Annotated in this window: 28 protein-coding genes; 13 read left to right on the top strand and 15 right to left on the bottom strand. The window is 55.8% G+C overall.

The annotated features are described in order from the left end of the window. The first annotated feature begins 44 nt into the window (after window positions 1-44). The 4 genes from rph to WG622_RS06875 are packed head-to-tail and all read left to right on the top strand — an operon-like array spanning window position 45 to window position 2,874. On the top strand, window positions 45-758 hold the full coding sequence (gene rph / locus WG622_RS06890; protein ID WP_339402908.1) for a ribonuclease PH: 714 nt from the start codon (window positions 45-47) through the stop codon (window positions 756-758). Continuing rightward, window positions 755-1,366 carry an RdgB/HAM1 family non-canonical purine NTP pyrophosphatase gene (gene rdgB / locus WG622_RS06885; RefSeq protein ID WP_339402907.1) on the top strand — a complete coding sequence of 204 codons (612 nt, stop codon included), beginning with the start codon at window positions 755-757 and terminating at the stop codon, window positions 1,364-1,366. Before rph ends, rdgB begins: the two co-directional genes overlap by 4 nt. Beyond that, entirely contained in the window at window positions 1,359-2,516 is a 1,158-nt protein-coding gene (gene hemW / locus WG622_RS06880) for a radical SAM family heme chaperone HemW (RefSeq protein WP_339402906.1), read from the top strand. Before rdgB ends, hemW begins: the two co-directional genes overlap by 8 nt. A gap of 4 nt (window positions 2,517-2,520) precedes the next feature. After that, window positions 2,521-2,874, top strand: coding sequence for a YbaN family protein (locus WG622_RS06875; protein WP_339402905.1), 354 nt, complete (start codon window positions 2,521-2,523; stop codon window positions 2,872-2,874). Window positions 2,875-2,948: 74 nt separating this feature from the next. On the opposite strand, the gene WG622_RS06870 is transcribed toward WG622_RS06875, so the two are convergent. The 7 genes from WG622_RS06870 to hemJ all read right to left on the bottom strand — a co-directional run bounded on the left by WG622_RS06870 (window position 2,949) and on the right by hemJ (window position 10,322). After that, window positions 2,949-3,845, bottom strand: coding sequence for a ParB/RepB/Spo0J family partition protein (locus tag WG622_RS06870; RefSeq protein WP_339402904.1), 897 nt, complete (start codon window positions 3,843-3,845; stop codon window positions 2,949-2,951). Between the two features lie 16 nt (window positions 3,846-3,861). After that, the gene (locus tag WG622_RS06865) at window positions 3,862-4,674 is read right to left on the bottom strand and encodes a ParA family protein (RefSeq protein ID WP_209357785.1); all 813 of its coding nucleotides are present in this window, start codon (window positions 4,672-4,674) and stop codon (window positions 3,862-3,864) included. Beyond that, window positions 4,667-5,290 (bottom strand): 16S rRNA (guanine(527)-N(7))-methyltransferase RsmG, encoded by a 624-nt coding sequence (gene rsmG / locus WG622_RS06860; protein ID WP_339402903.1) that lies wholly within the window; start codon window positions 5,288-5,290, stop codon window positions 4,667-4,669. The genes WG622_RS06865 and rsmG overlap by 8 nt, the downstream gene beginning before the upstream one ends. After that, window positions 5,287-7,164 carry a tRNA uridine-5-carboxymethylaminomethyl(34) synthesis enzyme MnmG gene (gene mnmG, locus WG622_RS06855; protein WP_339402902.1) on the bottom strand — a complete coding sequence of 626 codons (1,878 nt, stop codon included), beginning with the start codon at window positions 7,162-7,164 and terminating at the stop codon, window positions 5,287-5,289. Before mnmG ends, rsmG begins: the two co-directional genes overlap by 4 nt. A 3-nt stretch (window positions 7,165-7,167) precedes the next feature. Further along, a complete protein-coding gene (mnmE, locus tag WG622_RS06850) occupies window positions 7,168-8,484 on the bottom strand; it encodes a tRNA uridine-5-carboxymethylaminomethyl(34) synthesis GTPase MnmE (protein WP_339402901.1) in 1,317 nt (438 codons plus the stop codon). After that, the gene (gene rho / locus WG622_RS06845; protein ID WP_209357789.1) at window positions 8,477-9,748 is read right to left on the bottom strand and encodes a transcription termination factor Rho; all 1,272 of its coding nucleotides are present in this window, start codon (window positions 9,746-9,748) and stop codon (window positions 8,477-8,479) included. The genes mnmE and rho overlap by 8 nt, the downstream gene beginning before the upstream one ends. A gap of 124 nt (window positions 9,749-9,872) precedes the next feature. Next, on the bottom strand, window positions 9,873-10,322 hold the full coding sequence (gene hemJ, locus WG622_RS06840; protein ID WP_339402900.1) for a protoporphyrinogen oxidase HemJ: 450 nt from the start codon (window positions 10,320-10,322) through the stop codon (window positions 9,873-9,875). A 413-nt stretch (window positions 10,323-10,735) separates the two neighbouring features. Here hemJ and WG622_RS06835 point away from each other — a divergent pair, with 413 nt between their 5' ends. From WG622_RS06835 to dnaQ, 4 genes are read left to right on the top strand one after another with little or no spacing between them, the layout of a single operon-like run. After that, on the top strand, window positions 10,736-11,335 hold the full coding sequence (locus WG622_RS06835) for a Maf family protein (protein ID WP_339402899.1): 600 nt from the start codon (window positions 10,736-10,738) through the stop codon (window positions 11,333-11,335). Continuing rightward, a complete protein-coding gene (locus tag WG622_RS06830) occupies window positions 11,332-12,165 on the top strand; it encodes a shikimate dehydrogenase (protein ID WP_339402898.1) in 834 nt (277 codons plus the stop codon). Before WG622_RS06835 ends, WG622_RS06830 begins: the two co-directional genes overlap by 4 nt. Next, window positions 12,162-12,755 carry a dephospho-CoA kinase gene (coaE, locus tag WG622_RS06825; RefSeq protein ID WP_339402897.1) on the top strand — a complete coding sequence of 198 codons (594 nt, stop codon included), beginning with the start codon at window positions 12,162-12,164 and terminating at the stop codon, window positions 12,753-12,755. Before WG622_RS06830 ends, coaE begins: the two co-directional genes overlap by 4 nt. Continuing rightward, window positions 12,748-13,479: a DNA polymerase III subunit epsilon gene (gene dnaQ, locus WG622_RS06820; protein ID WP_339403010.1), complete on the top strand. Its 732-nt coding sequence runs from the start codon at window positions 12,748-12,750 to the stop codon at window positions 13,477-13,479. The genes coaE and dnaQ overlap by 8 nt, the downstream gene beginning before the upstream one ends. A 93-nt stretch (window positions 13,480-13,572) precedes the next feature. On the opposite strand, the gene secB is transcribed toward dnaQ, so the two are convergent. Further along, the gene (gene secB, locus WG622_RS06815; protein WP_339402896.1) at window positions 13,573-14,067 is read right to left on the bottom strand and encodes a protein-export chaperone SecB; all 495 of its coding nucleotides are present in this window, start codon (window positions 14,065-14,067) and stop codon (window positions 13,573-13,575) included. A 55-nt stretch (window positions 14,068-14,122) separates the two neighbouring features. Continuing rightward, a complete protein-coding gene (locus tag WG622_RS06810) occupies window positions 14,123-14,632 on the bottom strand; it encodes an FxsA family protein (protein ID WP_339403009.1) in 510 nt (169 codons plus the stop codon). A 103-nt stretch (window positions 14,633-14,735) separates the two neighbouring features. Here WG622_RS06810 and WG622_RS06805 point away from each other — a divergent pair, with 103 nt between their 5' ends. The 3 genes from WG622_RS06805 to WG622_RS06795 are packed head-to-tail and all read left to right on the top strand — an operon-like array spanning window position 14,736 to window position 17,016. Continuing rightward, entirely contained in the window at window positions 14,736-15,392 is a 657-nt protein-coding gene (locus WG622_RS06805) for a Tim44/TimA family putative adaptor protein (RefSeq protein ID WP_339402895.1), read from the top strand. Beyond that, window positions 15,383-16,426 (top strand): murein transglycosylase A, encoded by a 1,044-nt coding sequence (mltA, locus tag WG622_RS06800; protein WP_498371366.1) that lies wholly within the window; start codon window positions 15,383-15,385, stop codon window positions 16,424-16,426. The genes WG622_RS06805 and mltA overlap by 10 nt, the downstream gene beginning before the upstream one ends. After that, complete coding sequence (locus WG622_RS06795) at window positions 16,423-17,016, top strand: Smr/MutS family protein (protein WP_339402894.1); 594 nt, start codon at window positions 16,423-16,425, stop codon at window positions 17,014-17,016. Before mltA ends, WG622_RS06795 begins: the two co-directional genes overlap by 4 nt. On the opposite strand, the gene WG622_RS06790 is transcribed toward WG622_RS06795, so the two are convergent. Genes WG622_RS06790 through hslV form a run of 4 tightly spaced genes read right to left on the bottom strand, consistent with a single transcriptional unit; the run spans window position 17,013 to window position 21,293 of the window. Next, window positions 17,013-18,134, bottom strand: coding sequence for an alpha/beta hydrolase (locus tag WG622_RS06790; RefSeq protein ID WP_339402893.1), 1,122 nt, complete (start codon window positions 18,132-18,134; stop codon window positions 17,013-17,015). The two genes, WG622_RS06795 and WG622_RS06790, sit on opposite strands and share 4 nt — an antisense overlap. A gap of 39 nt (window positions 18,135-18,173) precedes the next feature. Beyond that, entirely contained in the window at window positions 18,174-19,406 is a 1,233-nt protein-coding gene (locus WG622_RS06785; RefSeq protein ID WP_339402892.1) for an MFS transporter, read from the bottom strand. Between the two features lie 3 nt (window positions 19,407-19,409). Then, on the bottom strand, window positions 19,410-20,720 hold the full coding sequence (gene hslU / locus WG622_RS06780; protein ID WP_339402891.1) for an ATP-dependent protease ATPase subunit HslU: 1,311 nt from the start codon (window positions 20,718-20,720) through the stop codon (window positions 19,410-19,412). 15 nt (window positions 20,721-20,735) lie between these two features. Continuing rightward, window positions 20,736-21,293: an ATP-dependent protease subunit HslV gene (gene hslV, locus WG622_RS06775; RefSeq protein ID WP_339402890.1), complete on the bottom strand. Its 558-nt coding sequence runs from the start codon at window positions 21,291-21,293 to the stop codon at window positions 20,736-20,738. Window positions 21,294-21,517: 224 nt separating this feature from the next. Between hslV and WG622_RS06770 the strand changes: the two genes are divergently transcribed. Beyond that, window positions 21,518-21,700 (top strand): DUF1127 domain-containing protein, encoded by a 183-nt coding sequence (locus tag WG622_RS06770; protein ID WP_339402889.1) that lies wholly within the window; start codon window positions 21,518-21,520, stop codon window positions 21,698-21,700. A gap of 117 nt (window positions 21,701-21,817) precedes the next feature. Continuing rightward, window positions 21,818-22,723 (top strand): hypothetical protein, encoded by a 906-nt coding sequence (locus WG622_RS06765; protein WP_339402888.1) that lies wholly within the window; start codon window positions 21,818-21,820, stop codon window positions 22,721-22,723. A 52-nt stretch (window positions 22,724-22,775) separates the two neighbouring features. On the opposite strand, the gene trxA is transcribed toward WG622_RS06765, so the two are convergent. Together trxA and addA are read right to left on the bottom strand one after the other, a co-directional pair. Then, window positions 22,776-23,096: a thioredoxin gene (gene trxA / locus WG622_RS06760; RefSeq protein WP_209357803.1), complete on the bottom strand. Its 321-nt coding sequence runs from the start codon at window positions 23,094-23,096 to the stop codon at window positions 22,776-22,778. Between the two features lie 60 nt (window positions 23,097-23,156). Next, window positions 23,157-26,507 (bottom strand): double-strand break repair helicase AddA, encoded by a 3,351-nt coding sequence (gene addA / locus WG622_RS06755; protein ID WP_339402887.1) that lies wholly within the window; start codon window positions 26,505-26,507, stop codon window positions 23,157-23,159.

Below are 26,507 nucleotides of genomic sequence, written 5' to 3'. Positions count from 1 at the left end.
CGCCTGTATCCCGTGGCTAAGCTTACTATGCAAAGGAATTCCCCATGCGCCCTTCCGGACGTCAACTCGATGAAATGCGCGAGGTTTCAATCGAGACCAATGTGACCAAACACGCCGAAGGCTCTTGCCTGATCAAAATGGGCGACACCCACGTGCTTTGCACGGCGACTTTGGAAGATCGCGTTCCGCCTTTCATTAAAGGATCGGGCCTGGGTTGGGTCACCGCGGAATATGGGATGCTGCCTCGCTCGACATCTTCGCGTATGCGCCGCGAAGCGGCGGCGGGCAAGCAAGGCGGTCGCACGGTTGAAATCCAACGCCTGATTGGTCGCTCTCTGCGCGCGGGTGTGGATCGCGTTGCCTTGGGAGAACGCCAGATCACGGTGGACTGTGATGTCATCCAAGCGGACGGCGGCACGCGTTGTGCGTCGATCACAGGCGGTTGGGTCGCCCTGCGCCTTGCGGTCAATAAATTGCTGAAAGCTGGTGATATCGTCTCTGATCCTCTGCTCGATCCGGTCGCCGCGATCTCTTGCGGGATCTATGCGGGTCAGCCCGTTCTTGACCTAGATTACCCAGAGGATTCCGAGGCCGGTGTGGACGGTAATTTCATCATGCTGGGCAAGAAAACCCTGATCGAAGTTCAGATGAGCGCGGAAGGCTCTGTCTTTTCTCGTGACCAGATGAACCAGCTGATGGACCTCGCAGAAAAGGGCGTCACCGAGCTGGCCGCCGCACAATTGGCAGCCACTGCATGACCCGCAAGTTTGAGGGCAGCAAACTTCTGGTCGCCACTCATAACGAGGGCAAGCTGACCGAGATCTCTGAGATCCTCGCCCCTCACGGTGTTACCGTCGTGGGGGCTGGTGATATGGACCTGCCAGAGCCCGAGGAAACCGAAGACACCTTCGTTGGCAACGCGCGGATCAAGGCCCATGCCGCCGCGCAGGCCACGGGCCTCCCTGCCCTCGCGGATGACAGCGGCATCACCATCGATGCGCTCGGCGGCGCGCCAGGCGTCTACACGGCAGATTGGGCCGAGACCGGAAATGGTCGCGACTTCATGATGGCGATGACCCGCGCCAATGATGAGATCACCGCGAAGGGTCCGGATGCCCCCCGCACCGCGCAGTTTCGCTGCACGCTCGTAATTGCTTGGCCCGACGGGCACGACGAAGTTTTCGAAGGCGTCATGCCAGGATCCCTCGTCTGGCCGATCCGCGGAGAAGGCGGGTTTGGCTACGACCCGATGTTCATGCCCGAGGGCTACGACATCACTTGTGGGGAAATGGACAAAGCCGAGAAAAACAAAATCAGCCACCGAGGCCGCGCCCTCGCCCAATTCGTCGCGGGCTGTTTTGGCTGAGGACTGGCAAAACGGAGGCTTCGGCCTCTACATCCACTGGCCTTTTTGCCAGGCCAAATGCCCCTATTGCGACTTCAATTCCCATGTCTCTGCTCAGATTGATCAGGCCCGCTGGTGCAAGGCGCTATTGGCGGAACTGGATCGGGTGGGCGCGGAGACCCAAGGGCGCGTTCTGAATTCGATTTTCTTTGGCGGCGGCACACCTTCACTTATGGATCCCGATCTCGTGGCCTCCCTGATCGACCGCACCGCGCAGCTTTGGCCAAACGCCAATGACATGGAAATCACGCTTGAAGCCAATCCAACCTCGGTCGAGGCCGGTCGCTTTGCCGCCTATCGCACCGGTGGCGTCAATCGCGTGTCCATGGGCATTCAGGCGCTCAACGACGAAGACCTTCGCCGGCTAGGTCGTCTCCATTCCGTTGCCGAGGCGCGCGCCGCTTTCGATGTGGCCCGAACCCATTTTGATCGCGTAAGTTTTGACCTGATCTACGCACGGCAAGATCAAACTTTAGAGGCATGGGAGGCCGAGTTGCGTGAGGCGCTGTCGATGGCAATCGATCATCTCTCGCTCTACCAATTGACGATCGAATCCGGCACCGCCTTTGGAGATCGCTACGCCAAGGGCAAGCTGCGCGGCCTGCCGCATGACGATTTGGCCGCGGATATGTACCAGCGCACCGGAGAGATTTGTGCAGAGGCAGGGCTCGAGGGTTACGAAGTCTCAAACTACGCCAAGCCCGGATCCGAAAGTCGGCACAATCTGATCTATTGGCGCTACGGAGATTATGCGGGCATCGGTCCCGGCGCCCACGGTCGCCTCACCCTGGGAGGCCAGCGCCACGCGACGGAGCAATGGCGCAATCCCAATAAATGGCTAGAGGCTGCAGAAGCCGGTGGTGCAGAAAGCCAAAGGCGCTCCATTTCCCATGCGGATCAGTCCGACGAAATGATGATGATGGGTCTACGCCTGAGGGAAGGTGTCGACTTGGATCGTTGGGGGTTGCTATCAAATCGAAGCCTAAACGAGGATCGAATCTCCCATATGGAAGCAATCGGCATGTTGCGCCGGGAAGGTTCGCGGCTGTTCGCGACCCAGGACGGGCGTATGGTTTTGAATACTCTTCTCGCCGAGATATTGGTGGATTAGGCATATGCGGTATATTTGGACGAGTGCTGGCCTAATCTGTGTAGGACTCGCCCTTTTGGGAATACCCCTACCCCTTCTGCCAACGGTCCCTTTCCTGTTACTCGCCGCATTTTGTTTCGCGCGGGGGTCCAAGCGGCTGCATGTCTGGCTTACGACGCATCCGAAACTTGGCCCCCCTATCGAAGACTGGAACCAAAGAGGGGCTATTCACACTAAGGCGAAGCTGCTTGCTACTCTCTCTGTTGTTCTGGTTTTCGGTGTTTCTCTGGCCTTTGGTGTGCCAAACCATGTGCTCGCGATACAAGCCATCACACTCGGATTGGTCATGTTGTTCATTTGGACGCGCCCTAGCAAGTAGCACAAAATAAAGGGGCTCACTTTGAAAGCGGCCCCTATATCTTGGCACAGCGATGTTTCACGTGAAACAGAAAGCTAGGTAGCAGAAAGTATCCTGCAAAGCTCGTCCAGCTGATCCATGTCTTTATACTTGATCGTGATCTGTCCGGAATCGGACCCAGACTTGTGATCAATAAAGACCTTCATTCCTAGGTTCGCAGAAAGATCGCCCTCAAGCGCCTTGGTGTCTGCGTCCTTCTCGACCTTCTTCGGCTTCGGCTTATCTCGTTCCCCAGAGGCAAACTTCTTGACCATGTCTTCTGTTTGACGCACCGACAGACCATCGGACACAATCTTGCTCGCAATCTCATGAGCATGGTCAGAGGTGATCAAAGCGCGTGCGTGACCGGCGCTGAGCTTTCCTTCTTCGAGCAGGCTCTGAATATCACCCGGAAGATTGAGCAAGCGCATTAGGTTCGCGATATGACTACGGCTTTTTCCGAGCGCCTTCGATAGCTCTTCTTGGGTATGGCCAAAGCGGTCCATCAGCTGCCGATACCCAGCCGCTTCTTCGACAGGGTTCAGATCAGAGCGCTGGATGTTTTCAATGATCGCGATCTCAAGAACTTCGGTGTCGTTGAATTCGCGCAGGATGACAGGCAGTTCATGCAGCTGCGCCTTCTGAGATGCGCGCCACCGGCGTTCACCTGCTACGATCTCGTAGATCCCCGCTTCATCAGGCTTTTCGCGTACGATCAGAGGCTGGATCACGCCTTTCTCTCGGATCGAGTTCGACAGGTCCTCCAAGTGCTCGGGATCGAAACGGCGACGGGGCTGATCAGGATTCGGCACAATCTTTTCGATTGGAACCATCATATCTGGGCGGCGGCTGCCCTCTTCTGACGGATTCGCAGCCGGTGCTTCATTCACATCCGCCATCAAGGCGGACAAGCCGCGACCCAAACCCCTTGATTTCATCCTGTTTTCGGCCATGCCAAGCTCCTTATCGTTATTGTGCGGCAACCATCATGTGTTTTTGCAGCAGCTCCTGCGCCAAATCGCGATATGCCATCGCACCCTTTGACTGCGGATCATACTGCAAAACCGACTGCGCAAAAGACGGGGCTTCGGAGACCCGTACATTTCTAGGTATTTTCGTTTGGAAAACCAGATCACCCAGGTTGTCCCGCGCGTCTTCTTCGACCTGTTGCGACAGGTTATTGCGCGCATCAAACATTGTCAGGACAACGCCCTCAATCCGAAGATTTGGATTGGCAGTCTGACGCACCTCGCGCACTGACAACATAAGCTGAGACAGGCCCTCCAGGGCAAAGAACTCTGACTGCAGCGGGATCAGCACGGAATGTGCCGCGACCATCGCGTTGACCGTCAAGAGGTTCAACGAAGGCGGGCAATCGATCAGGATGTAGTCCAATTCATAGCGGTCCATGTCGGGTTGGCGAAGCGCATCGTGCAAAAGGAAGCTGCGCTTTTCCGTCGCCATCAATTCAATATCCGCAGAGCTGAGGTCGACTGTCGCCGGAACAATGAAAAGATCCGAGGACTCCGTCGGCAAAATCACCTCTTCCAAAGAGACATCGCCCACCAAAAGGTCATAGGTCGTGAACCCCCGATCTTCGGGATCCACACCAAGACCGGTAGACGCATTGCCTTGCGGATCCAAATCGACAACCAGAATGCGGGCGCCCTTCTCGGCCAAAGCTGAGGCCAGGTTTATGGTCGTGGTTGTCTTGCCAACCCCACCCTTTTGGTTCGCAATTGCGATAATTTTCGGTGTATTGCCCCGGATAGGATCAGACACGACGTATATCTCCGATCTTTAAAATAACTGCGCCCTCTTGCGTATTACTTGTAATCGCCTCGTAGGTGAAAGACCACGATTCCTCTGCAGCCAAGACTTCTTTTTTCCAGTTCACACCCTTGGGAAAAATCGCCGTTCCGCCGGTGCGCAGGTGCAATTCCGAAAACTCTAACAATTTTGCGAGGTCACTGAGGGCCCGGGCGGAAAGAATATCAGCATTTTGTGCGTCTGCGCTTTCAATTCTCTGACAAACAACTTGCCCAGGAACCCCCATTTCGCGCAAAGCGCTTCGCAAAAACGAACATTTTCGGATATCGCTCTCAATCATGGTCATTTTCAAATCAACATCTAGGTCCGGCGCGCAGGCTGCGATCACCAATCCCGGAAATCCTCCACCGCTCCCGATGTCTACCCAATCTGTGGGTGGCTGCAACGAAACACAGCTCAGAATTTGAGCAGAGTCAGCGATGTGCCTCTCCCAGAGGTTTGGGATGGTTTGGTTTGACACGAGATTAATGCGCTTGTTCCACTTGACCAGCAAGGCCGAAAGAACTTCCAATCTTTCGAATGTTTCACGTGAAACATTGAGATCAGCGGGCGAGTAGCTAGAACTCACGCTGACTTCTCCTGCTTTCTGGAGTCTTGACGCAATTTCGCGAGAAGAAGCGTCAAGGCAGCGGGCGTCATACCATCAACACGGGCTGCCTGCGCTAGGTTACCTGGCCTTGCGCGCGAAAGTTTCAGCTTCAACTCATTCGAGAGTCCATCCAACCCGTCATAGGAAAAGTCTGAAGGGATCTTCTGCGCTTCGTCTTTCCGCAATGACGCGACTTCTTTGTTTTGCCGTTCGATATAATTCGAATAGAGGGCATCCTTCGAAAGCTGATCCTGAATTTCTGGCTCCAGACGTGACAGGCCAGAAATCAGTGGTTCAAGATCTGCCATCTCTACATTCGGAAAGGCCAAAAGTTGAAATCCACTGCGTCGATTGCCATCATTGTTCACCTCGATACCAACGGCTTGCGCCTGCTTTGGGGTGAAAGTTTGATCCGACAAGAGCGACTTTCCTTCATTCAGGGCATCCATCTTGCGACTGAAAGCACTTTTGCGCTCTTCTCCAACGAGGCCAATTTCAATACCCATTCCGGTTAATCTCTGGTCCGCGTTGTCAGCACGTAGCGACAAGCGGAACTCAGCTCGGGATGTAAACATTCTATATGGCTCGGTCACGCCGCGCGTGACGAGGTCGTCAATCATAACACCAATATAACTATCCGCTCGACTGAATAAGAGTGGATCGTGCCCCATTGCTTCCAATGCGGCATTGGCACCCGCAACCAGACCCTGAGCCGCAGCTTCCTCATATCCGGTGGTTCCGTTGATCTGTCCGGCCAAGTAAAGGCCTGGCACGTCTCGCACTGACAACCGCATGTCGAGGGATCTGGGATCTACATAATCGTACTCAATCGCATAACCAGGCTGAAGGATCTTAGCGTCCTCAAGGCCATAAATCGAATGGACGTACTGCTCCTGAACATCGGCAGGCAACGAAGTTGAGATACCATTCGGGTACACTGTGTGATCAGACAGTCCTTCAGGCTCCAGAAAGATCTGATGAGAGTCCTTATCGCCAAACCTCACGATCTTGTCTTCGATAGAGGGGCAGTACCTTGGTCCTACTCCGTCTATATGCCCGCCGTACATCGCGGAACGCTCGAGGTTCGTGCGGATGATGTCGTGAGTGTTCGAATTTGTATGGGTGACACCGCAGTTTACCTGCCGAGCCTCTGGCGTTTTGTTCAGAAATGAAAACATAACCGGATCTTCATCGCCCGGCTGGGATCCTAAAATGTCCCATTTTATCGTGCGGCCGTCCAGCCTAGGAGGCGTCCCTGTCTTTAGGCGCCCCAATGGAAGTTCAAACCCATCTATCCGCTCGGCCAACTTCACAGATGGCGCGTCACCCATCCGGCCGCCGGGTTTCGACACATCTCCGATATGAATAACGCCTCGCAGGAAAGTTCCAGTCGTCAACACCACTGCGGACGCGTGAATATCTAAACCATCAGCCAATCGGACACCCCGAACAGCTTCGCCTTCCATCAAGAAATCAGCGACCTCACCCTCAATGATGTCCAAGCCAGTCTGTGCTTCCATTTCTTGAAGCATCCGCTCGCGATATATCCTTCGATCCGCCTGCGCGCGGGGTCCCTGAACCGCCGGACCCTTTCTCCGATTTAGCAAGCGGAACTGGATACCAGCAGCATCCGCGACACGCCCCATGACACCGTCAAGTGCATCGATCTCGCGAACCAAATGGCCTTTTCCCAACCCGCCAATAGCAGGATTGCAAGACATGACGCCGATGCCTAATCGTTTCAACGTAACAAGAGCCGTTCTTGCGCCCAATCGCGCAGAGGCCGCAGCAGCGTCACAACCGGCGTGACCCCCGCCAACGACAATCACATCAAAATGTTTCACGTGAAACACTCCTTACTTTCCGATGCAGAAGCTCGAGAATATTTCATCCAGGAGATTTTCGACATCAATTCGGCCCACAATCGAATCCAAAGCCCAAACGGCCGAACGCAAATCATCCGCGCCAAGGTCGTAAAATTCTTCGCCATTCGAGATATGACCAATGGCTGAAAGAATGCTCTGTTCTGCAGATTTCATAGCTACTCTATGGCGTTCGCGAGATGCAACTCCGGAACGCGCGGATCTTCGCGCAAGTGAGTCGGATATGCGATCGACCAATTCTGACACGCCCTGCCCAGTCACTGCAGAAATCGCTGACCCAGTCGCACCTGACAGATCCGACTTGGATCGCAAAAGAATATCATCGGCCGCCAACGAAACTTCAACGTCCTCGTCTCCCGCGACAAGATACACACGCAGGTCGGCCTGCTCCGCGCGTTGCTTTGCCCGCTCGATTCCGATGCCCTCAACGACATCTTCCGTCGCCCTCAAACCCGCTGTATCCAATACAGTCACCGGCAGACCGTTGAGGTCCATTCTGACCTCAATCACATCCCGCGTGGTTCCGGCGATTTCAGAGGTAATCGCAGCGTCTCGACCGGCTAAAGCATTAAGAAGTGTAGACTTTCCGACGTTAGGGGCTCCAAGGATTGCCACTTCAAAACCGCTGCGGATCCGCTCTGCGACGGAAACACCGGCTATCTCGGACCGCAGTTTCTCTACAGTCTTCTCTAGTAAAGAATTAACCTCGGGCGTTACGTCGACAGGCACATCTTCGTCGACGAAATCAATCGTCGCCTCGATCAAAGCTGCCGCGCGGATGAGATCCTGGCGCCAGACCTCTGCAGTTTTTCCCAGATCACCAGACAGAACGCGCAAGGCCTGACGACGCTGCGCTTCGGTTTCAGCGTCGATCAAATCCGCAAGGCCCTCAACCTGAGCCAAGTCCATGCAGCCGTTTTCCAATGCACGTCGCGTGAACTCCCCTGGCTCTGCCAAGCGAAGCCCATCGATGTCAGACAGAACCCGCAGTACCTGGTTCACAACCGCGACGGATCCATGCAGTTGGAGCTCTAGAACAGCCTCACCTGTAAACGACGCTTTCTCTGGAAAATAGAGAACAAGCGCCTCGTCTAAGCGAACTCCAGCAGGATCCCGCAACACCCGAAGCTGCGCAACCCGCGGCGCTGGCAAATCGCCAAACAACACATCCGCAGCAGCTCCGACCCGCGGGCCAGACAGCCGAACGACAGCGACCCCCGCTTTACCGGGGGCCGTTGCGAGTGCAAAAATTGTGTCGGATGCGCCGGTCATTTTGGGTGCATCAGGCATTCATGGAATCAAAGAACTCGCCGTTGGTCTTGGTTTGCTTGAGTTTGCCCAACAGGAATTCGATGGCATCCGTGGTGCCCATCGGATTGAGGATCCGGCGCAGAACGAAGGTTTTCTGCAGGTCTTTCGGATCGACCAAGAGGTCTTCTTTCCGGGTGCCGGACTTGAGAATATCAATCGCTGGGAAGACACGCTTGTCGGCGATCTTACGATCCAGAACGACCTCAGAGTTACCGGTCCCTTTGAATTCCTCAAAGATAACTTCGTCCATCCGCGAGCCGGTATCGATCAGCGCGGTGGAGATGATGGTCAACGAGCCACCCTCTTCGATGTTCCGTGCCGCACCAAAGAAACGCTTGGGGCGTTGCAACGCGTTTGCGTCCACACCACCGGTCAGAACCTTACCCGAGGACGGCACGACGGTGTTAAACGCCCTACCAAGTCTTGTGATCGAATCAAGAAGGATCACAACATCTCGTTTATGTTCCACCAAACGCTTGGCTTTTTCTATAACCATTTCGGACACGGCCACGTGGCGTGTGGCCGGTTCATCGAAGGTTGAGGAAATCACTTCGCCCTTCACAGAGCGCTGCATATCGGTAACTTCTTCTGGGCGTTCGTCGATCAACAGAACGATCAAATAGCACTCTGGATGGTTGGCTTCGATCGAATGCGCGATGTTTTGCAGGATCACGGTTTTACCGGTGCGCGGAGGTGCCACGATCAAAGACCGCTGACCCTTACCAATCGGCGCGACCAGATCAATGACACGCGCGGATTTGTCTTTGATGGTCGGATCTTCGATCTCCATCTTCAAACGTTCATCCGGATAAAGCGGCGTCAGGTTGTCAAAGGCGATCTTGTGCTTTGCCTTCTCTGGCGATTCAAAGTTGATCTGCGTCACCTGCGTCAGCGCGAAATAACGTTCGTTGTCATCCGGCGCTTTGATGACGCCGTCGATGGTGTCACCGGTGCGCAAAGAATGCTGACGGATCATCTCTGGGCTGACATAGATGTCATCCGGGCCCGGCAGATAGTTCGCTTCAGGCGAGCGCAGGAAACCAAAGCCGTCCTGCAGAACCTCAAGCACACCATCACCCGAGACTTCCCATCCCTCATCCGCACGTTCGCGCAGAATTTGGAACATCATCTCGCCTTTGCGCATCGTCGAGGCGTTTTCGATTTCCAGCTCTTCGGCCATCGCCAACAAGGCTTTGGGGCTTTGCGCCTTCAGATCGGAAAGCGCGAGTTTATTCTCGGACATAGAGACACCCTAGACAGCCTCACGTGAGGCCAGATTAGATTTTAATTTCATCAGGAAACACTAGCCCGGACGGGCCTGTTGAAACCTTAGATATAGGTTTTCACGTGTGAGTCAAATCACCGCGTCAGAATTTCACCACCACAGAGAGTACGATCAAGACCATCAGCAAAGTCGGGACTTCGTTCATCATGCGATATTGGCGACCAGTCAGCTTATTCTCGCCTTTCTCAAAGTCTTTGCGCCGGGCCATCAGCCAATGGTGAAACCAGGTCATTCCAAGAATTCCGACAAGCTTTGTATAAGGCCACACAGCGCTCCAATCCACGATACCAGGGGTCAGCGCCAAAAGAAGACCAAAGAGCCATACAGCCCCGCTTGCAGGCCCTATGATCACTTTCAGGAGCTTGTACTCCATGATCTGGAAAGTTTCATCAAGTTGATCCCCCTTCTTTGCCCGCTCCACGTGATACACATAGAGACGTGGCAGATAGAAAAGACCCGCCATCCAGGCGATCACAGCCATAATGTGAAAGGCTTTGATCCAAGGATAGGAAATAGCCAGGATATCGGACATGTCTTGGGACCTGCTCTGATCACTCTCAATAATAATAAATATATATAGAAAGAAAGATGATTTGGTAGTGTGACAATTTTCTGTGGATTATCGAGTTTTACGGGCCTTACCCACAGGGGTATAAAAAGCATCTCAAATTAGAATTTTCACGGGGAAACCAGCGTTAACCAAAATTAATACATAAATTTCAATGTGTTGCGAATTGTGGCAGAAATGTGGCCGTGTGGATAATTCCTTGTATAAAAATTGCAGTCGCTCGGTTTTCACATATAGACAGTTATCCATATCCAGCGCGGAGAAGATTGGAATATCACCCCCGAAAAATCCCCTATCGCGGGGAAGCTTTATCTGTCACTGACTCCTCAACAAAGAATACACGCAGACTTGCACGGTTTTTGCACCAAGTTACCCACATGACCCAAAGTTTGATCCTTGCTTCTTCTTCCGAGATCCGCGCGCAGCTTTTGCGCAACGCGGGCGTATCTTTTGAAGTGAAACCCGCGCGTGTGGATGAAGAGCTTATCAAGCAAAGCCTCATTGCCGAAGGTCACACGCCGCGTGATATCTCGGATGCTTTGGCCGAAGCAAAGGCTTTGCGTGGAAGTGCGAAATCGCCGGGGGCTTTGGTTGTGGGCTGCGATCAGGTGCTTGATTTCGAGGGGCGGCTTCTGTCTAAACCCGCGTCCATCGGTGAGGCCCGCGCGCAGCTTCTTGCTCTGCGGAACAAACGACATACTCTCTATTCAGCCGCAGTGATTTGCGAGGACGGAAAGCCGATCTGGCGGCATATTGGTCAGGTCAGATTATTCATGCGGGATTTTTCCGAGGCGTATCTGGACGACTATCTCGCGCGCAACTGGGACTCTGTTCAGTATTCGGTCGGAGGCTATAAATTGGAAGAAGAAGGCATCCGACTATTCGCACGTGTGGATGGCGATTATTTCAACGTGCTTGGCTTGCCGCTATTGGAACTTTTGTCCTTCCTGACTCTCAGAGGAGATCTGCCCAAATGAGTCACCCAAAGATCCCATTGGCCGCTATCATCGGTCATCCGGTTGCCCATTCAAAGTCTCCCAAATTGCACGGGTACTGGCTGAAGGAACATGGGCTTGAGGGGCATTATGTGCCAATCGATGTGGCGCCAGAAAACCTCGAGGCCGTTCTGCGTATGATGCCCAAGATGGGGTACGTTGGCGCAAATGTGACCATTCCCCACAAAGAACGCGCTTTGGAAATCGCTGATCAAGTCACCGACCGCGCGACATTGATAGGGGCGGCAAACACACTAATTTTCTTGGAGGATGGGAAAATTCTAGCCGACAATACAGACGGTTACGGATTTATTCAGAACCTTAGGAACGGCGCGCCCGATTGGGATCCAACCGCCGGGGCGGCTGTTGTTTTGGGTGCGGGTGGTGCCGCTCGCGCGGTTTTGGCCTCGCTTTTGGACGTTGGTGTTCCTGAAATTTTGCTGTCCAACAGAACCCGCGCCCGTGCCGAGCAATTGCGCGATGATTTCGGTGCGCGCATCAAGGTGATCGAGTGGGTGCAGGCCGGCAACGTCATGGAAGATGGAGCCACTGTTGTGAACACGACCTCGTTGGGTATGACAGGTAAACCGGAATTGCGGGTGCCACTGGATGGATTGAACGCGGATGCCGTTGTGACCGATTTGGTCTATACGCCTTTGATGACAAACTTCCTGGAAACCGCACAGGCAAAAGGATGCACGACCGTCGATGGTTTGGGCATGTTGCTGCACCAAGCGGTCCCGGGATTTGAGCGCTGGTTCGGCCCGCGCCCCGAGGTGACAGATGATGTGCGAAAAGTGATGCTCAGATGACGTTTAAACTGGGATTGACCGGCTCCATCGGCATGGGGAAATCCACCACGGCCAAGATCTTTGCGGATCTGGGCTGCGCGGTCTGGGATGCGGATGCGGCGGTGCATCGGTTATATTCCAAGGGTGGCGCGGCTGTTGCACCACTGGCGGACTTGTTCCCCACTGCTGTGCAGGACGGTGCCGTGTCTCGCGACGCGCTGAAATCGCTGATTTCAGAGGATCTCAGCGTTCTGAGAGCTCTGGAAAAGATCGTGCATCCTCTGGTGGCTCAGGATCGGGCGGACTTCATTGCGCAAAGCGAGGCGGATGTGACTGTTTTGGATATTCCATTGCTCTTTGAAACCGGATCAGAGGGAACGATGAATGCGGTGGTTTGCGTTTCCGCGCCACCAGACGTCCAAGAAGCACGCGTTTTGGCACGCGGGACCATGACCAAAGACACATTTGAGGCAATCCGCGCAAAGCAAATGCCCAACGATGACAAATGCGCCCGTGCCGATTACGTTGTGATCACCGACAGTTTGGATCACGCCAAATCGCAGGTGGAAATGATCCTAAGCACCATCAGAAAAGGCCTGCATGATGCGTGAAATCGTATTGGATACGGAAACCACCGGATTTGATCCCGAATCTGGCGATCGCATCGTGGAAATCGGCTGTGTCGAGCTGAACAACCACATGCCTACGGGCGAGACCTATCACGTCTATATCAATCCAGAACGCATGATGCCTGAAGAGGCTTTTGGGGTGCACGGTATTGGCCCGGACTTGCTGGAGCCGCCGCGAGATCCGGAACCTGCGCAGATCCTTCTGCGCGACAAGCCGGTCTTTGCCAAAGTCGGGCAGAGCTTTCTGGATTTCGTGGGCGATGCGAAGCTCGTGATCCACAATGCGGCGTTTGACATGAAGTTCCTGAACGCCGAACTAAAATGGATGAATCTACCACAACTGCCGTGGGAACGGGCGGTCGATACGCTGGCGATTGCGCGCAAAAAATTCCCGGGTTCTCCGGCGTCATTGGATGCATTGTGTCGTCGTTTTGGCATCGACAACAGCAACCGGACTTTGCACGGCGCGCTTTTGGACTCCGAAATTCTGGCCGAAGTCTATCTGGAGCTGATCGGTGGGCGTCAGCCCGATTTCGCTCTGTCAAATGTCGCCGGCGCTGGCGGTACAGGTCCCACAGCAGACGATTGGCGTCCGCAGCCTCGCAGCACTCCCTTGCCGTCTCGGATCACCGAAGAAGAGCGTGCCGCGCACAGTCAATTCGTTGAAAAGATGGGAGAAGATGCGCTCTGGGCGAAACTGACCTGACGCCCGGGTCCCGGAAATTTTGAAAATTTCCGACGTCGATGTCTTTGAAAGACATCATAGAGGGCGCTCCGATCAGGAACGCCCGCCAAATGCTTATGCGTCGAGCTTTTTCTCGCCAGCCGCCGCCTGTGCCGCCGCCAATTGCTGACGATAGAGCGCAACAAAGTCGATCTGATCCAGGTTCAGCGGCGGGAAGCCACCGTCGCGCGTGATGTCGGACACAATCCGACGCACGAAGGGGAAGATCTGACGTGGGCATTCGATCATCAGGAACGGATGCAGCTGTTCTTGCGGCACGCCTTCGACGTGGAAGATGCCGACATAATCCAGTTCCAGCACGAAAAAGACATCGTCGCCCTCTTTCGCCTTCGAGGTGATGTTCAGCTTCATGCTGATGTCAAACTGATGATCCGTTGGGCGCTTTTTCGCGTCCAGCGTCACCTGCACCTGAATGTCAGGCTGAACTTCGCCAGTCACACCCTTTTGTGCGAGGATGTTTTCAAAAGAAATGTCGCGGATGAACTGACCCAGCACGTTCATCTTGACTTGCGGCGCCTGTGGCGCGGCTGCGCCTTCGGTCTCTGCCATATTCGTCTCCACTGTTAAAACTTGCGCGGAGGCTTAGCAGGTCCGCGAGGGACCCTCAATGCTTGGTCCAGCCAGAAGGTGGATGCGTTGGCTTTTTGCCAGAGTCTGTGTCGATATCCACGTCGATATCCATGAACTCACCGTCGATCACATCATCCTTGCCGGTGCGCGCCCGGAAATGCATGGAGTTGCCGTCGCCCATGGTCTGAAACCCCTGCACATGCACGCGGGTCTTTGCGTAATTGATTATCGCCAGCCGCACGGGCGGCATCAACAGGGCAAAACCCACCGCATCGGTGAAAAACCCGGGCGTCAAAAGCAAGGCGCCTGCAAAGAGGATCATCGCCCCATGGGCCAGATGCTCGGTCGGATCACTCAGTTGTGAAAAGCTCTGACGCAGGTTTGCAAGTGCTGCGAATCCCTGTGCGCGCACCAGATATGTGCCCAGAATCGCCGTGATAATCACGATCGCCAAAGTGGGAAAAAGTCCAATGGCCCCGCCGACTTGCACGAAAAGCGCGATCTCGATCAACGGAACGGCCAAAAAGGCCACAAACAACCACATTTTCATCCACTCCTTGGCGGTTTCGGCTAAGGTGGACTTGATTGCCCACCTGACCTACATAAGTCCCCTAGGACACAGTTTAAATAGTCTACACGAGGACCGCATGAATTCGCCGATTATCCAGCTTTTGGTGCTAGCAGGCATTGCCATCTTTTTGATCCTGCGCCTGCGCAACGTGCTGGGCACACGTGATGGCTATGAGCCGCCACGCGAAATGTCGGCGCCAGCCGCGCGTCGCACTCCTGATTTCGAAGTGATCGAAGGCGGGCCGGATCTGGATATCGTCGATCACGTCCCAGAGGACAGCAATGCGGCCAAAGCCCTCGCAAGCATGAAAGCGGCTGAGCCAAGCTTTGGCGTCAGCGATTTCCTTGGCGGCGCGAAGGGCGCTTATGAGATGATCCTCATGGGCTTTGAAAACGGCGACATCGACCAGATCAAGCCGTTCATCTCTGAAGAAGTGTACGAAGCTTTCCTCAGCGTGATTGCCGCGCGCGAAGATCAGGGTCTGACTGTGGATGCACAATTCATTGGCGTGCGAGAGACCACTCTGGTGGATGCGACCTTTGACGACGCCTCGCGTTTGGCCGAAGTCACCGTGCGATTTGTGGGTGAACTGGTCTACGCCGTGCGCAACGAGGCCGGCGAGATCGTAGAAGGCGACGAGAAACAAAGCAAGAAACAAAAGGACGTCTGGACCTTTGCGCGCAGCATGGGCTCGGATGATCCAAATTGGCAGCTGGTCGCTACATCCGAGTAACCCTCGCCGCGTGGCTTGGGGTTCTGCTTTGGGGCGCTGGTGATCCGCGCCCTGCTAAGGCTGAAACGGACTATCAAATTCTGGATTTTGACGACCTGAACGGGTGGGCGGCAGACGATCATCGCGCCGCCCTTTCTGCCTTTATGGAAACCTGTCCCGATCTCAAGGACCAAGACTGGCGCACGCTCTGCGCCATTGCGCCGAGTTTCGGGGATGCGACGCTTTTCTTTGAGCTCTTGTTCCGTCCGGTGGAGATTTCCGACAAACGCGCGGCGCTGTTCACAGGCTATTTTGAACCGGAAATGAATGGGTCGCGCGTAAAAACCGCCCGTTTCCGTTATCCGGTCTATCGCAAGCCCCCTGAGGTACGCGAAGGCACGCTCTGGAAATCCCGGCGCGAGATCGAAACCACGGACATCATGAAAAACCGTGGCCTCGAGATTGCTTGGGTGGACGATCCGACAGCATTATTCTTCACGCAGATCCAAGGATCGGGGCGCATCAGATTGCAGGATGGTAGCTACATACGCCTGGGATATCGCGCCTCAAACGGGTTCCGTTATCGCTCGGTTGGTGCGGAATTGGTGCGGCGAGGGATCTACAAAAGCCATCAGGTCTCAGCCAAAGTCATCGGCACTTGGGTGCGTCGCAACGGTGCCGCCGGAGAAGAACTGCTGCGCCACAATCCGGGCTATGTGTTTTTCCGTGTAATTCGAAATGTGCCCGCCCATAAAGGACCGCTGGGTGCGATGAACCGTCCTCTCACCAAGCTCCGGTCTGCGGCCGTGGACCCGCGCTATGTGAAACTCGGCGCGCCGGTTTGGATCGAGAAACGCGGCGCTGATCCGATCAATCAGCTCTTTATCGCGCAGGACACCGGATCCGCGATCAAAGGCGCGCAGCGCGCGGACATCTTTTTCGGCACCGGCGAGGCGGCAGGTCAGGCCGCAGGACGCTTGCGTGATCCGGGGCGGATGATAGTACTGCTGCCGATTCAGCGCGCTTATGCGTTGTTGCCCGAGACGGTGATGTGACCAAACGCAAACTCAGCAAAGACGAACAGGACCTTTGGCAGAAAGTGGCAAAGACCGCAGATCCTCTGCATGATCTGCCGCCCAACTTCGCGCCAAAGACAGCCCTTCCAAAACGCATCGAGGTCTCGCCCCCCGAGGCCCCAGCGGCTTTGCCAAAATTCAAGATCGGCGCAAAATCACGCGATGCGACGCCTGGCAACAACCTCGCGCCAACTCTGTCCGAGCGTCTGGCCGAGGAACCCGTTCGCATGGACCAAAAGGCCTTTCAGCGCCTGAAGCGTGGACGCCTTTATCCCGAAGCGCGCATCGACTTGCACGGGATGACGTTGGATCAGGCCCACCCTGCCCTGACTGGATTTGTCATGCGGTCCTATGCCGAAGGCATGCGGCTGGTTCTGGTGATCACGGGCAAGGGCAAGGCGCGCGACGATGGCGGCCCGATCCCCGTGCGCTTCGGCGTTTTGAAACATCAGGTGCCACAGTGGCTAAAGATGGCTCCGCTCGGGCCGATCGTTTTGCAAGTAACCGAGGCACATCAAAAGCACGGTGGTTCCGGAGCCTATTACGTTTACCTCAGGCGCGTGCGTTAATCCGACGCGCGCTGCGGGAATAAGATCCATTGAACCGCGTTTTCCGCCCGCTTCAGAGTAGACCCCAGCAGCTGCCCACTCGCGCGCAGCTCAGTGTTGCCAAAGACCTGCGATTTAATTGCCTGTTCAAGCTGCGGGTCGCTCAGAAACTCCATCAACTCAGCGGATGATCCGACGGTGAAATGATCCCCACCGCGGCCATTACTGAACTCGGTGACATCAATCACGAGGATCGGATAGTCGCGCAACTGCTCTATATCGCTTTCTCGGCCCAGACGTTGGGGGCGGCCATTGACCAGTTCAGAAATCTCAAGGGCGCGGTCGCGTTGTGAGACAAAGACCACAAAGGGCTGCGGCAGGTTCGGGATCCGTGCGAGCTGGCTGTGGAACACGTCGATATCAATGTCGGGCGAGATCAGCACCACGCCCTGCAGGTTTCGTTTGGACCAACCCGGGCGTTCGATTTCAATCTGGCGCAGGGTTTCCATCGTCAGCATGGCACCCATGGAATGCGCCACCAAAAGCGTGCGCTTCGGGGCAACTTTGCTAACCGAAAACAACGTGTCCTGCAGCGCGTCCCGGCTGAAAATCATGCTGTCGTGATCATTGGCATAGCCCACAATCTGCGCCGCGCTGGGCCAGGAAAACAGCACAGACACGCCGGGCGGCTGCATGTCGTGATCTACTTGCGCCAGGCGAAACAGAGCTTCGGAATAGCTGGTGTTATAGCCATGCACAAATAGCGTCACATCGCGATCTGCAGAAGGGTGAGACGCCAGCGATTTTCGTAGATCGCTTTGGAAGGTAGGTTGTGAACCGAGCTCATTCTGCGCGGCGATTACAAAATCCCGCGCGGGATTTGGGTTGCGTGCGTTTGTTTGGGTTGTGCCGGCCTCATGAGTCGGTGGAACAGAGACCGTGGCCTTTAAATAGCTGGTGGTCTCTGACCGGCTTTCATCAAATGCTCCGTCCTCAGCGCGCCGCCCGCGATTGGTCGCCACATAGATCTCGTGGATCGTTCCGATCTCCTTGGCCTCAGGCAGGACGTGAAGCGTGGCGCGATCTGCGCAAGCGCCGAGCAGCAAGATAGACGCGATCACAAGGGCTGACGGGCGCATGGCACTCTCCTAAAGGACAGGCCCACTATGTGGATTGCATCACGTTGGATCAACCGGGCTTTGGATGTGGTCACGCAACTTTCGTATTCCGACAAAAAGCGCCGCCGTGACACAGGCAAAAAACACCGCAATGCCGAGGTACTGCGTTTCAAGACCGATCCCAAGGTCGATCAACCCGCCTGTCAGCCCAGGCCCAATCGCCGATCCAAATACCATGGCCGCCGCCGCCAAAGCCTTGATCGCGCCGATATGTTTGGTGCCATAGACCTCGGCCCAAAAGGCCGGAACAAGCGTGGTCGAGGCCCCCGCCGTGACGCCAAAGAACAAAAGACCCAGCCAGATCATGGGCAGACCCGACGCGAGCGCAAAGCAAATGAAGGCCAGCGCGATTGGGAGTTCATAGAACGGCAGGATCCGCGTTACACCAAAGCGATCCAGCGCCCAGCCGAAACAGGTCATCGAGGCGACAGTAACGGCGGTGAAAAACGGAAAGCTTGCGACAAGCGACAGATGCGACAGGGCTTTGACCTCGGCGAAATGCACCTGATGAAAGAAAAACGCGGTGCCAAAGGCCGAAAGGCCGACAATCGCGGGGAACATGAGCCAAAAAACCCAATGCCTCAGGGCTTCACCTCGGGTCCAATGGCGTTGATCAAGGCCCAAGGTGACGGTTGTTTCGGCCAGCTCATTGGGGCTGCGTTCGGATTTCAGAAGCTGGCGAAGCGCGGGGATCCCGAGCGCTGCCATGACCGCGGCGGCCACCCACAGAAGTCGCCAGTCGAGCCAGCCCATTAATAGAACAAAGCTGATCGGCAGAATGATCTCTGCGGTTGAAAACCCGAATGATGCAATTGCGATGGCACGTCCTCGCATCTTGGAAAACCACCGGCTCATGATCACGATGCCTAGGTGGCTCGACATGCCTTGTCCTGTGAACCTAAGCGCAAAGATGGCGAGTGGCAGCAAAGCCGCATAGGGGTTGGCGGCCATAAACAGACACGCGATGACCGAGCCAAACAGGATGACCGTGCCCAGAGTCCGCGCACGAAAGCGATCCGCCAGCGCCCCAGCCCAGACCATCACCACTGCCGAGGCGGTGGTGCCCATTGCGTAAATCGCGCCCCATTCGCCGTGGCTCAGGCCAAATTCGGCGCGGATTTCACCGGCGAAAATCGAGATGAAAAAGGTCTGCCCGAACCCTGACATAAACGTCAAAAGCGCGCCAGCAGCGAGCCAGCGCGCATTGTCGATCAGGAAACGGGCAAAGCCCATAATCTATAGAACGTAGCGGGAAACATCCGCGGATTTCGTCAGCTCGCCAAGGTTCTTTTCAACGAAAGCGGCGTCGACGGTGATTTCCTGGCCGCCTTGATCGGGCGCGTTGAAGGACAGCTCCTCAAAGACACGTTCCATGACGGTATAAAGCCGCCGCGCGCCGATGTTTTCGACCGATTGGTTCACATCCGCCGCGATCTTCGCCAGCTCGGCGATGCCCTCATCGGTGAACGTAACAGTCACCTCTTCGGTCGCCATCAGCGCCGTGTATTGGCGGGTCAGAGCGTTGTCGGTTTCGGTCAGAATGCGCACGAAATCATCCTCGGTCAGCGCGCGCAGCTCGACGCGGATCGGCAGACGACCTTGAAGTTCGGGCAAGAGGTCCGAGGGTTTCGCGATATGGAACGCACCGGACGCGATGAAGAGGATGTGGTCGGTTTTCACCGGACCGTGCTTTGTGGACACCGTGGTGCCTTCGATCAAAGGCAGCAGATCACGTTGCACCCCTTCGCGGCTGACGTCCCCACCGCGTGCATCAGAACGGGCGCAAACCTTGTCGATCTCATCCAGAAACACGATGCCATTTTCTTCAACCGAACTTAGCGCATTTCGGGTGACGGTCTCGTCATCCAAAAGCTTGTCCGCTTCTTCGCCGATCAGAACGTCATAGCTTTCCGCCACAGTCAGCTTTTTGCGCGTGGTGCGCCCGCCCATGGCTTTGCCAAAGATATCGCCAAGGTTCATCATGCCCATCTGGCTGCCCGGCTGACCCGGAATGTCAAACATGCCACCCATGGGGTTTGAGGTATCGGCAACCTCTAGTTCGATCACCGTGTCATCAAGCTCACCGGCCAAGAGTTTCTTGCGAAACATCTCGCGGGTGCCTTCGCGGGCGTCTTCTCCGGCGATGGCAGTAATCACGCGTTCCTCAGCCGCAGACCGAGCATTCGCCTTGACCTCGTCACGCATGTGCTCGCGGGTCTGCAGGATCGCGGCATCCACCAGATCGCGCACGATCTGTTCCACGTCACGGCCGACATAGCCGACCTCGGTGAACTTGGTGGCTTCAACCTTGAGAAACGGAGCTTTGGCCAGTTTCGCCAGACGCCGGGAAATTTCTGTTTTGCCGACGCCGGTAGGGCCGATCATGAGTATATTCTTGGGGTAAACTTCATCGCGCAGATCATCAGAGAGCTGCTTGCGCCGCCAACGGTTGCGCAGCGCCACGGCCACAGCACGTTTCGCGTCCTTTTGGCCGATAATGAAACGGTCCAGCTCCGAGACAATCTCGCGGGGGGTTAGGTCGGTCATAGTGGTTCCTTTGCCTTACGCCGAGATCGTTTCGACCGTCAGCCGGCCATTCGTGTAAACGCAAATATCTGCGGCAATTGCCATCGCATCGCGTGCGATGGTTTCAGCATCCTTGTCGCTGTCCATCATGCCACGCGCCGCCGCCAGAGCAAAATTTCCGCCAGAGCCGATCGCGGTCACGTCATGCTCGGGCTCCAGAACGTCCCCTGCCCCGGTGATCACTAAAAGATCGCTCCCATCCGTCACGATCAACATTGCTTCGAGCTTTTGCAGGTATTTGTCGGTGCGCCAGTCCTTGGCGAGCTCGACCGAAGCCCGCGCCAATTGGCCCGGCGTTGCTTCGAGTTTCGCTTCTAGCCGTTCCAACAAAGTAAACGCGTCCGCTGTGGATCCCGCAAACCCAACCACAACTTCATGTCCACCGGGCGTAAGCCGACGCACTTTGCGCGCGGTGCCTTTGATGACGGTTTGGCCAAGGCTGACTTGCCCGTCGCCAGCAATCACGACCTCGCCGCCCTTTTTGACGCCAATGATGGTTGTTCCATGCCAACCGGGGAAACTGTCCTCTGCCATAGTGGCCTCCTGCATTCGGTGTTCATATATGGGACGCCCCCCAAAAAGACACAAGCCCGCGGGCAAAATTGCGTAAAATCCCCGAATCTCTTGCCCAATGACAAGCTATGCAGCGCGCGCAAACCGGGGCTGTCGAACTGGCATTTGTAAAGTTCTCAAACTGCCTGTTATTTGCGCACAACAACCGACACAGGGTCGGCTGTCCCATTCAAAGGAATACTGAAATGGCAACTATCGCTCTGACCGCACAAGCGCCTTTCAAGGCAGCTGGCTCTATCTTTGCTTTTGTAGGCACCGCAGTCGCGGCTGTCGTCGCATGGAACGAAAAACGCAATGACCTGCGTGTACTTTCCAGCCTGAGCGACGCTCAGCTGGATGACATCGGTCTGTCCCGCGGCGATTTCTAATCCCCGCACCCTAAAGTACCCTCCCCAAAAAGCCGTCTGACCAAGGTCAGGCGGTTTTTTCTTTGGCGGGGGCGGTCTATGTTTGGCCTGATATAGGTTTACATCGGCTGAACACTTATGCCCGCGCCGCGCATCACACGGTTCTATTTACCCTCACCTCGGATCAAGAAGGTGCGCGCGGGTCAGGATCGATTCATTGCACGGATCACAAACGTGCTGCGCGAAGACGGGTTTGACGTCGAGCTGCACGACAACAAGACCGCGCGCAGCAGCTATGAAGGCTATTCCATTTTTAGCATGGAACCCGCAAATGCCGAGCGATCCGTCACGATTCGCGAGGCCTATCACCCATCTTTTCACCGTATAGAAGTCGAGAAGAAGCGTTGGCTCTGGGAGGTCGCACAGGCGGAATTTGACCCTTCGCGTGTCAATCCGGATCGCGCTGCGAAATTCTACGCGGATTGGCGCGCGCGATTGTTCGGAGACGCAGCGACCCAAACCCAGCGCGATGGGTCAATCCTGATACCATTGCAGGGAAAACTGACGCGCCACCGCGTTTTTCAGACCTGCAGCCCGGTCGACATGATCGCCAAAACAGCGTCGCATTTCCCTGACCGACCCATCCATGTGACCCTGCATCCGCGCGAGGTCTATTCGGGGCAAGAAACCCGAGCACTTAAGGATCTCGCGGGCGAGTTTTCAAATGTGAACCTCTCGACCCGCCTGTCGTATGAGATCGCGAAGGACTGCGATTTCATCGTGACCCAGAATTCGTCGGTCGCGTTCATGGCGAATTTCTTTGCCAAGCCTTCGGTGCTTTTTGGAAAGATCGATTTCCACCACATCGCTTTGGATGTGTCTCGGATGTCCTTCGACATGGCCTTTGACCAGATCGCCGAACACCGCCCGGACTATGCCGCCTATATCTGGTGGTTCTGGCAGCGACATTCGATCAACCTGCGCCGCATGAACGCCGACGACAAGATCCGAGCCCGCCTTCGCAAATTCGGCTGGCCGCTCTAACGAAAAAGGCGCCCCGATGGAGCGCCTTTTCCAGAATTTCGATCAGATCGGCTTAGATCGAGTCTTCGATCCAGCTTTGCAGCGCCGCTTTCGGGGCCGCGCCCGCGCGGTTCGAAATCACCTGACCGTCCTTAAAGATGAACAGCGCCGGAATGCCGCGAACGCCCATGGACGCAGCCGCGTTTGGGTTGCTGTCGACATCGACTTTGGCGATCTTGACCTTGCCTTCCATCTCGGAAGACAGCTCTTCGAGAGCTGGGCCAATTTGTTTACATGGGCCACACCATTCCGCCCAGAAATCGACGACGACTGGTATAGAGGAATTTTTGACTTCGGCGTCAAAAGTGGCATCGGTGACAGCAACGGTTGCCATGATTTTCTCCTAAAGAGGGAAGTGAGTTGGTTAAGAACCTAGGTACGAGATGCTGGGGCGTCAAGCAGCTAGCGCCCTATGGAGTGCGTCATTCACCAATTCTTGAGGCAAAAGCATGAGTTCGGTTGATTTCGTCCACAAAAGCGCGGTCTCGATGCGGCGATCAGGATAGACCTGCGCAAGCGCGTGGGCATAGGCGCCCATCTGACGCAACAGGCCCTCGGGTACGGAGTCCACACTTTGTGGCACGACCGCATTGGTCTTGAAGTCGATCGCGAGAATGCGGTCCGGCGTGATTATCAAACGGTCGATTGTGCCGTGCAGTCGGTCTGACCCCAGATGTGCAGAAATGGAAACCTCGACCAGGGCATCTTCGGCAAATACATGGGCCAGATGTTCGCTTTTGAGAACACGCGCCGCTTCTGTCAGCAGGGTGGTATCCTCTGGGTCCGCATCCGTGAGGTCGAGGATGTGCCGTGCAGCGCGTTCCCAGTCCTCGGGCGGGTGATTTGGGAGGTTTTCCAGCAATGCATGGATCGCAGACCCCCTTGTTTTGGCCGTTTCTTCGTCTAATCCGGCCTCTCCGGCTAAAGCCTTAGCGCCACCCAGCTCAGAGGGGCTGAGCGTCTTGGAGGATGCGGTCACTATCGGGGCATCTTGGGTGAAAACAGTCTCTAATTCACCAGAATTTGCTATTTTGGCCAAAGGCGCGTCCTCGATAGGCCCGCCCCATTCCCCGTGCGAATACCGAAGCCCCTGCCCGATCAAAAAGTCCTGTGGCACGGCACCTGCGGATTTCATTCCCGCTTCGATGGTCTGGTACCAAGTCTCGCCGGATTTATCCAAATCCCCGGCGGCCGCCACGATCAGCCATTTTTCTGCGCGGGTCATGGCGACATAAAGCAGCCGTTGCCGTTCCTCCATCTGACGATCCGCCAAGGCCACCCTGCGTTCAGAAACCGCCTCGGGCATCTCGGCACTTGGTCCGGTCCACAACGGCACCCCATCAGCATCAAGGATCGCCGGCGCGCTGGGCCGGTTGCGTTTACCGGTGTCGGGCAAAATCACAATCGGCGCTTCAAGCCCTTTAGAGCCATGCACCGTCATCACGCGAATACGGTCTTCGGCGGAATCCATCTGGCGTTTGATTTCCAGGTCATCAGTTTCCATCCAAACCAGAAAGCCGGTCAGACTGGGCACGGAAGACCGCTCATAAGCCAGCGCCTGGCTCAAAAGCGCATTGATCCCGTCCTCAGCCTCGGACCCCAGCCGTGACAAGAGTTTCGCACGGCCTTTGTGGCGGGTCAGAATGCGTTCGATCAGGTCGTAAGGCCTCAAGAAATCGGTTTGCCCCATGAGATCGCCGAGGATCTCCATGGTTTCCGGAAACTCGTTGCCCCGATCCCGCAGCGCTTGCCACAACAGCGGCACCTCACGTCGGTGCGCAAGATCAAACAGCGCCTGCTCGCTCCAGCCAAAGAGTGGTGACCTAAGCACCGTTGCCAAAGAGAGGCTGTCTTCCGGAGTCGAGAGGAAGCTCAACAAGGCTGCTAAGTCGCGCACCGCGAGCTCGGCTCCGACTTTCAGCCGGTCTGCCCCTGCGATGGGCAGGTCTGCAGCTTTGCAGGCGCGGATGATTTCTTGGAACAGGTCAGAGCGCCGTTGCACGAGGATCAGAAAATCCCCAGCCCGCACACGTCGCTGTCTGTAGACCCCAGTTTCATCCTTGCCAGCAGGAATTGTAGCGCCGGTCGCGATCATTCGTTTGATTTGATCCGCGATCATGCGCGCCAGATGAACCGTGTGATGCATTTCCGAGAGACGGTCTACCGGATCGAACCAGTCGCCTTCTTCCGCCTTGGCTGTGGGCTCGATCACAGGCCACAGATCGACCCGCCCCGGCATATCGCTGTTAAACGCAATGTGCTGCTCGAAATCCGTGTCCGCGCGCAGCTTGAAGCATTCATCGACCACCCGAAGAATGGCATAGGACGACCGGAACGAATGTTCGAGTTCGGATTTCTGCAATGGCGTTTGCGAGCCATCCAGCCGCGCCGCGAACTCTTCGCGCATGCGATCAAACTCGGCGGGGTCGGCCCCCTGGAAGGAATAGATCGACTGCTTCTTGTCCCCGACGACAAAGATCGTCCGCGGATGCTCCGCGTCATGCGCGCCTTCACCGGACGTGAATTCTTGCGCCAAGCGTTCGATGACCTGCCATTGCTCGGGACTGGTATCCTGCGCCTCATCGACCAGAATGTGATCGATGCCGCCATCCAATCGATACAGAACCCAAGCGGCCACGGCTGGATCATTCAACAAATCACGAGCCCGCAAGATCAGGTCGTCAAAGTCCAGCCAGCCCAATTGTTGCTTTTGATTTTCATACCTTTCGACGAAGGCATGACCAAAGCGCCAAAGGGCCATTGAACGGCGTGCATTTGCCAGGGCCAACCGCTTGGGACGTGCCTCTTCGACCCGCGCCATCAGTTTATTCAGTTTTTCCGTCAGGCCGGGGTATTCCGACTGCAATTTCTTGGTTGGTATAGATCCTATCTTGGCAGAAAACGGCGATTTCGCCGTGGCCCCTGTCAAAAAGATTCTCTCTAGGTTCGGAAGATCTCCGATCCCGAAATCAGTCACCAATGCGAGTTTTTCAGTGTTTTTCACATCGGTCGCGCTGCCTGTTTTCATCGCAGCGATGAGGGCACCGAAGAGCGCTGCCTCGTCGCCCAAAAACACTTCAGAGGCGATGACATTTTCGGACATTTGAGGATCGATCCCCAATGCCTCGCAGATTGCTTCCCAGGATGGATCCTGCGCAAAGGCTGCGCTGTGTTTCGCGACATCCTCCGAGATCTGTTGGAAATCCGTTCCCGTAAAGACCTGAGCAAATTGCGCCACCAGATCCGCGTCATCTCCCGCGGCCATTTCTTCGACAATCGTCTCCCGCAAGAGCGTTGCTGCGCGATCCTCCATCTCTCGAAACAAAGGCGAGACACCGGCCTCTAACGGAAACCGGCGCAGCAAAGACGCACAGAACGAATGGATGGTTTGGATTTTTAGCCCGCCCGGCGTTTCAATCGCGCGCGCAAACAGCGTCCGAGCATCCCGCAGTCTGGCGCGGTCCACGGGGCCATCGACGCCCAGCTCTTCAAGCTCATGCCGCAGCTCTCGATCATCCTTCATGGCCCAGGCACCAAGACGTTTGAACAGACGGTTCTGCATCTCGGATGCAGCGGCTTTGGTGTAGGTCAGGCAAAGAATATGCTGAGGCTCGACCCCCTGCAGCAAGAGCCGCGCCACGCGATCCGTTAACACACGCGTTTTACCGCTGCCCGCGTTCGCATTCAGCCATGTCGACGCCCGTGGTTGGGCTGCTTGGACCTGACGGCGTGTTGCATCGTTCAT

The sequence above is a fragment of the Cognatishimia coralii genome (assembly GCF_037478305.1).
Classification (GTDB): domain Bacteria; phylum Pseudomonadota; class Alphaproteobacteria; order Rhodobacterales; family Rhodobacteraceae; genus Cognatishimia; species Cognatishimia coralii.
Note: the sequence above shows the minus strand (reverse complement) of the source record. Positions and strands in the feature narration are given on the sequence as shown.

What these genes read in the sequence shown, in the direction of transcription:
- rph (WP_339402908.1), top strand. Translation starts at nt 45, where the DNA reads ATGCGCCCTTCCGGACGTCAACTCGATGAAATGCGCGAGGTTTCAATC.
- rdgB (WP_339402907.1), top strand. Translation starts at nt 755, where the DNA reads ATGACCCGCAAGTTTGAGGGCAGCAAACTTCTGGTCGCCACTCATAAC.
- WG622_RS06875 (WP_339402905.1), top strand. Translation starts at nt 2,521, where the DNA reads ATGCGGTATATTTGGACGAGTGCTGGCCTAATCTGTGTAGGACTCGCC.
- WG622_RS06870 (WP_339402904.1), bottom strand. Translation starts at nt 3,845, where the DNA reads ATGGCCGAAAACAGGATGAAATCAAGGGGTTTGGGTCGCGGCTTGTCC.
- mnmE (WP_339402901.1), bottom strand. Translation starts at nt 8,484, where the DNA reads ATGCCTGATGCACCCAAAATGACCGGCGCATCCGACACAATTTTTGCA.
- rho (WP_209357789.1), bottom strand. Translation starts at nt 9,748, where the DNA reads ATGTCCGAGAATAAACTCGCGCTTTCCGATCTGAAGGCGCAAAGCCCC.
- hemJ (WP_339402900.1), bottom strand. Translation starts at nt 10,322, where the DNA reads ATGTCCGATATCCTGGCTATTTCCTATCCTTGGATCAAAGCCTTTCAC.
- WG622_RS06835 (WP_339402899.1), top strand. Translation starts at nt 10,736, where the DNA reads ATGACCCAAAGTTTGATCCTTGCTTCTTCTTCCGAGATCCGCGCGCAG.
- WG622_RS06830 (WP_339402898.1), top strand. Translation starts at nt 11,332, where the DNA reads ATGAGTCACCCAAAGATCCCATTGGCCGCTATCATCGGTCATCCGGTT.
- coaE (WP_339402897.1), top strand. Translation starts at nt 12,162, where the DNA reads ATGACGTTTAAACTGGGATTGACCGGCTCCATCGGCATGGGGAAATCC.
- dnaQ (WP_339403010.1), top strand. Translation starts at nt 12,748, where the DNA reads ATGCGTGAAATCGTATTGGATACGGAAACCACCGGATTTGATCCCGAA.
- secB (WP_339402896.1), bottom strand. Translation starts at nt 14,067, where the DNA reads ATGGCAGAGACCGAAGGCGCAGCCGCGCCACAGGCGCCGCAAGTCAAG.
- WG622_RS06810 (WP_339403009.1), bottom strand. Translation starts at nt 14,632, where the DNA reads ATGTGGTTGTTTGTGGCCTTTTTGGCCGTTCCGTTGATCGAGATCGCG.
- WG622_RS06805 (WP_339402895.1), top strand. Translation starts at nt 14,736, where the DNA reads ATGAATTCGCCGATTATCCAGCTTTTGGTGCTAGCAGGCATTGCCATC.
- WG622_RS06790 (WP_339402893.1), bottom strand. Translation starts at nt 18,134, where the DNA reads ATGCGCCCGTCAGCCCTTGTGATCGCGTCTATCTTGCTGCTCGGCGCT.
- WG622_RS06785 (WP_339402892.1), bottom strand. Translation starts at nt 19,406, where the DNA reads ATGGGCTTTGCCCGTTTCCTGATCGACAATGCGCGCTGGCTCGCTGCT.
- hslU (WP_339402891.1), bottom strand. Translation starts at nt 20,720, where the DNA reads ATGACCGACCTAACCCCCCGCGAGATTGTCTCGGAGCTGGACCGTTTC.
- hslV (WP_339402890.1), bottom strand. Translation starts at nt 21,293, where the DNA reads ATGGCAGAGGACAGTTTCCCCGGTTGGCATGGAACAACCATCATTGGC.
- WG622_RS06770 (WP_339402889.1), top strand. Translation starts at nt 21,518, where the DNA reads ATGGCAACTATCGCTCTGACCGCACAAGCGCCTTTCAAGGCAGCTGGC.
- WG622_RS06765 (WP_339402888.1), top strand. Translation starts at nt 21,818, where the DNA reads ATGCCCGCGCCGCGCATCACACGGTTCTATTTACCCTCACCTCGGATC.
- trxA (WP_209357803.1), bottom strand. Translation starts at nt 23,096, where the DNA reads ATGGCAACCGTTGCTGTCACCGATGCCACTTTTGACGCCGAAGTCAAA.
- addA (WP_339402887.1), bottom strand. Translation starts at nt 26,507, where the DNA reads ATGAACGATGCAACACGCCGTCAGGTCCAAGCAGCCCAACCACGGGCG.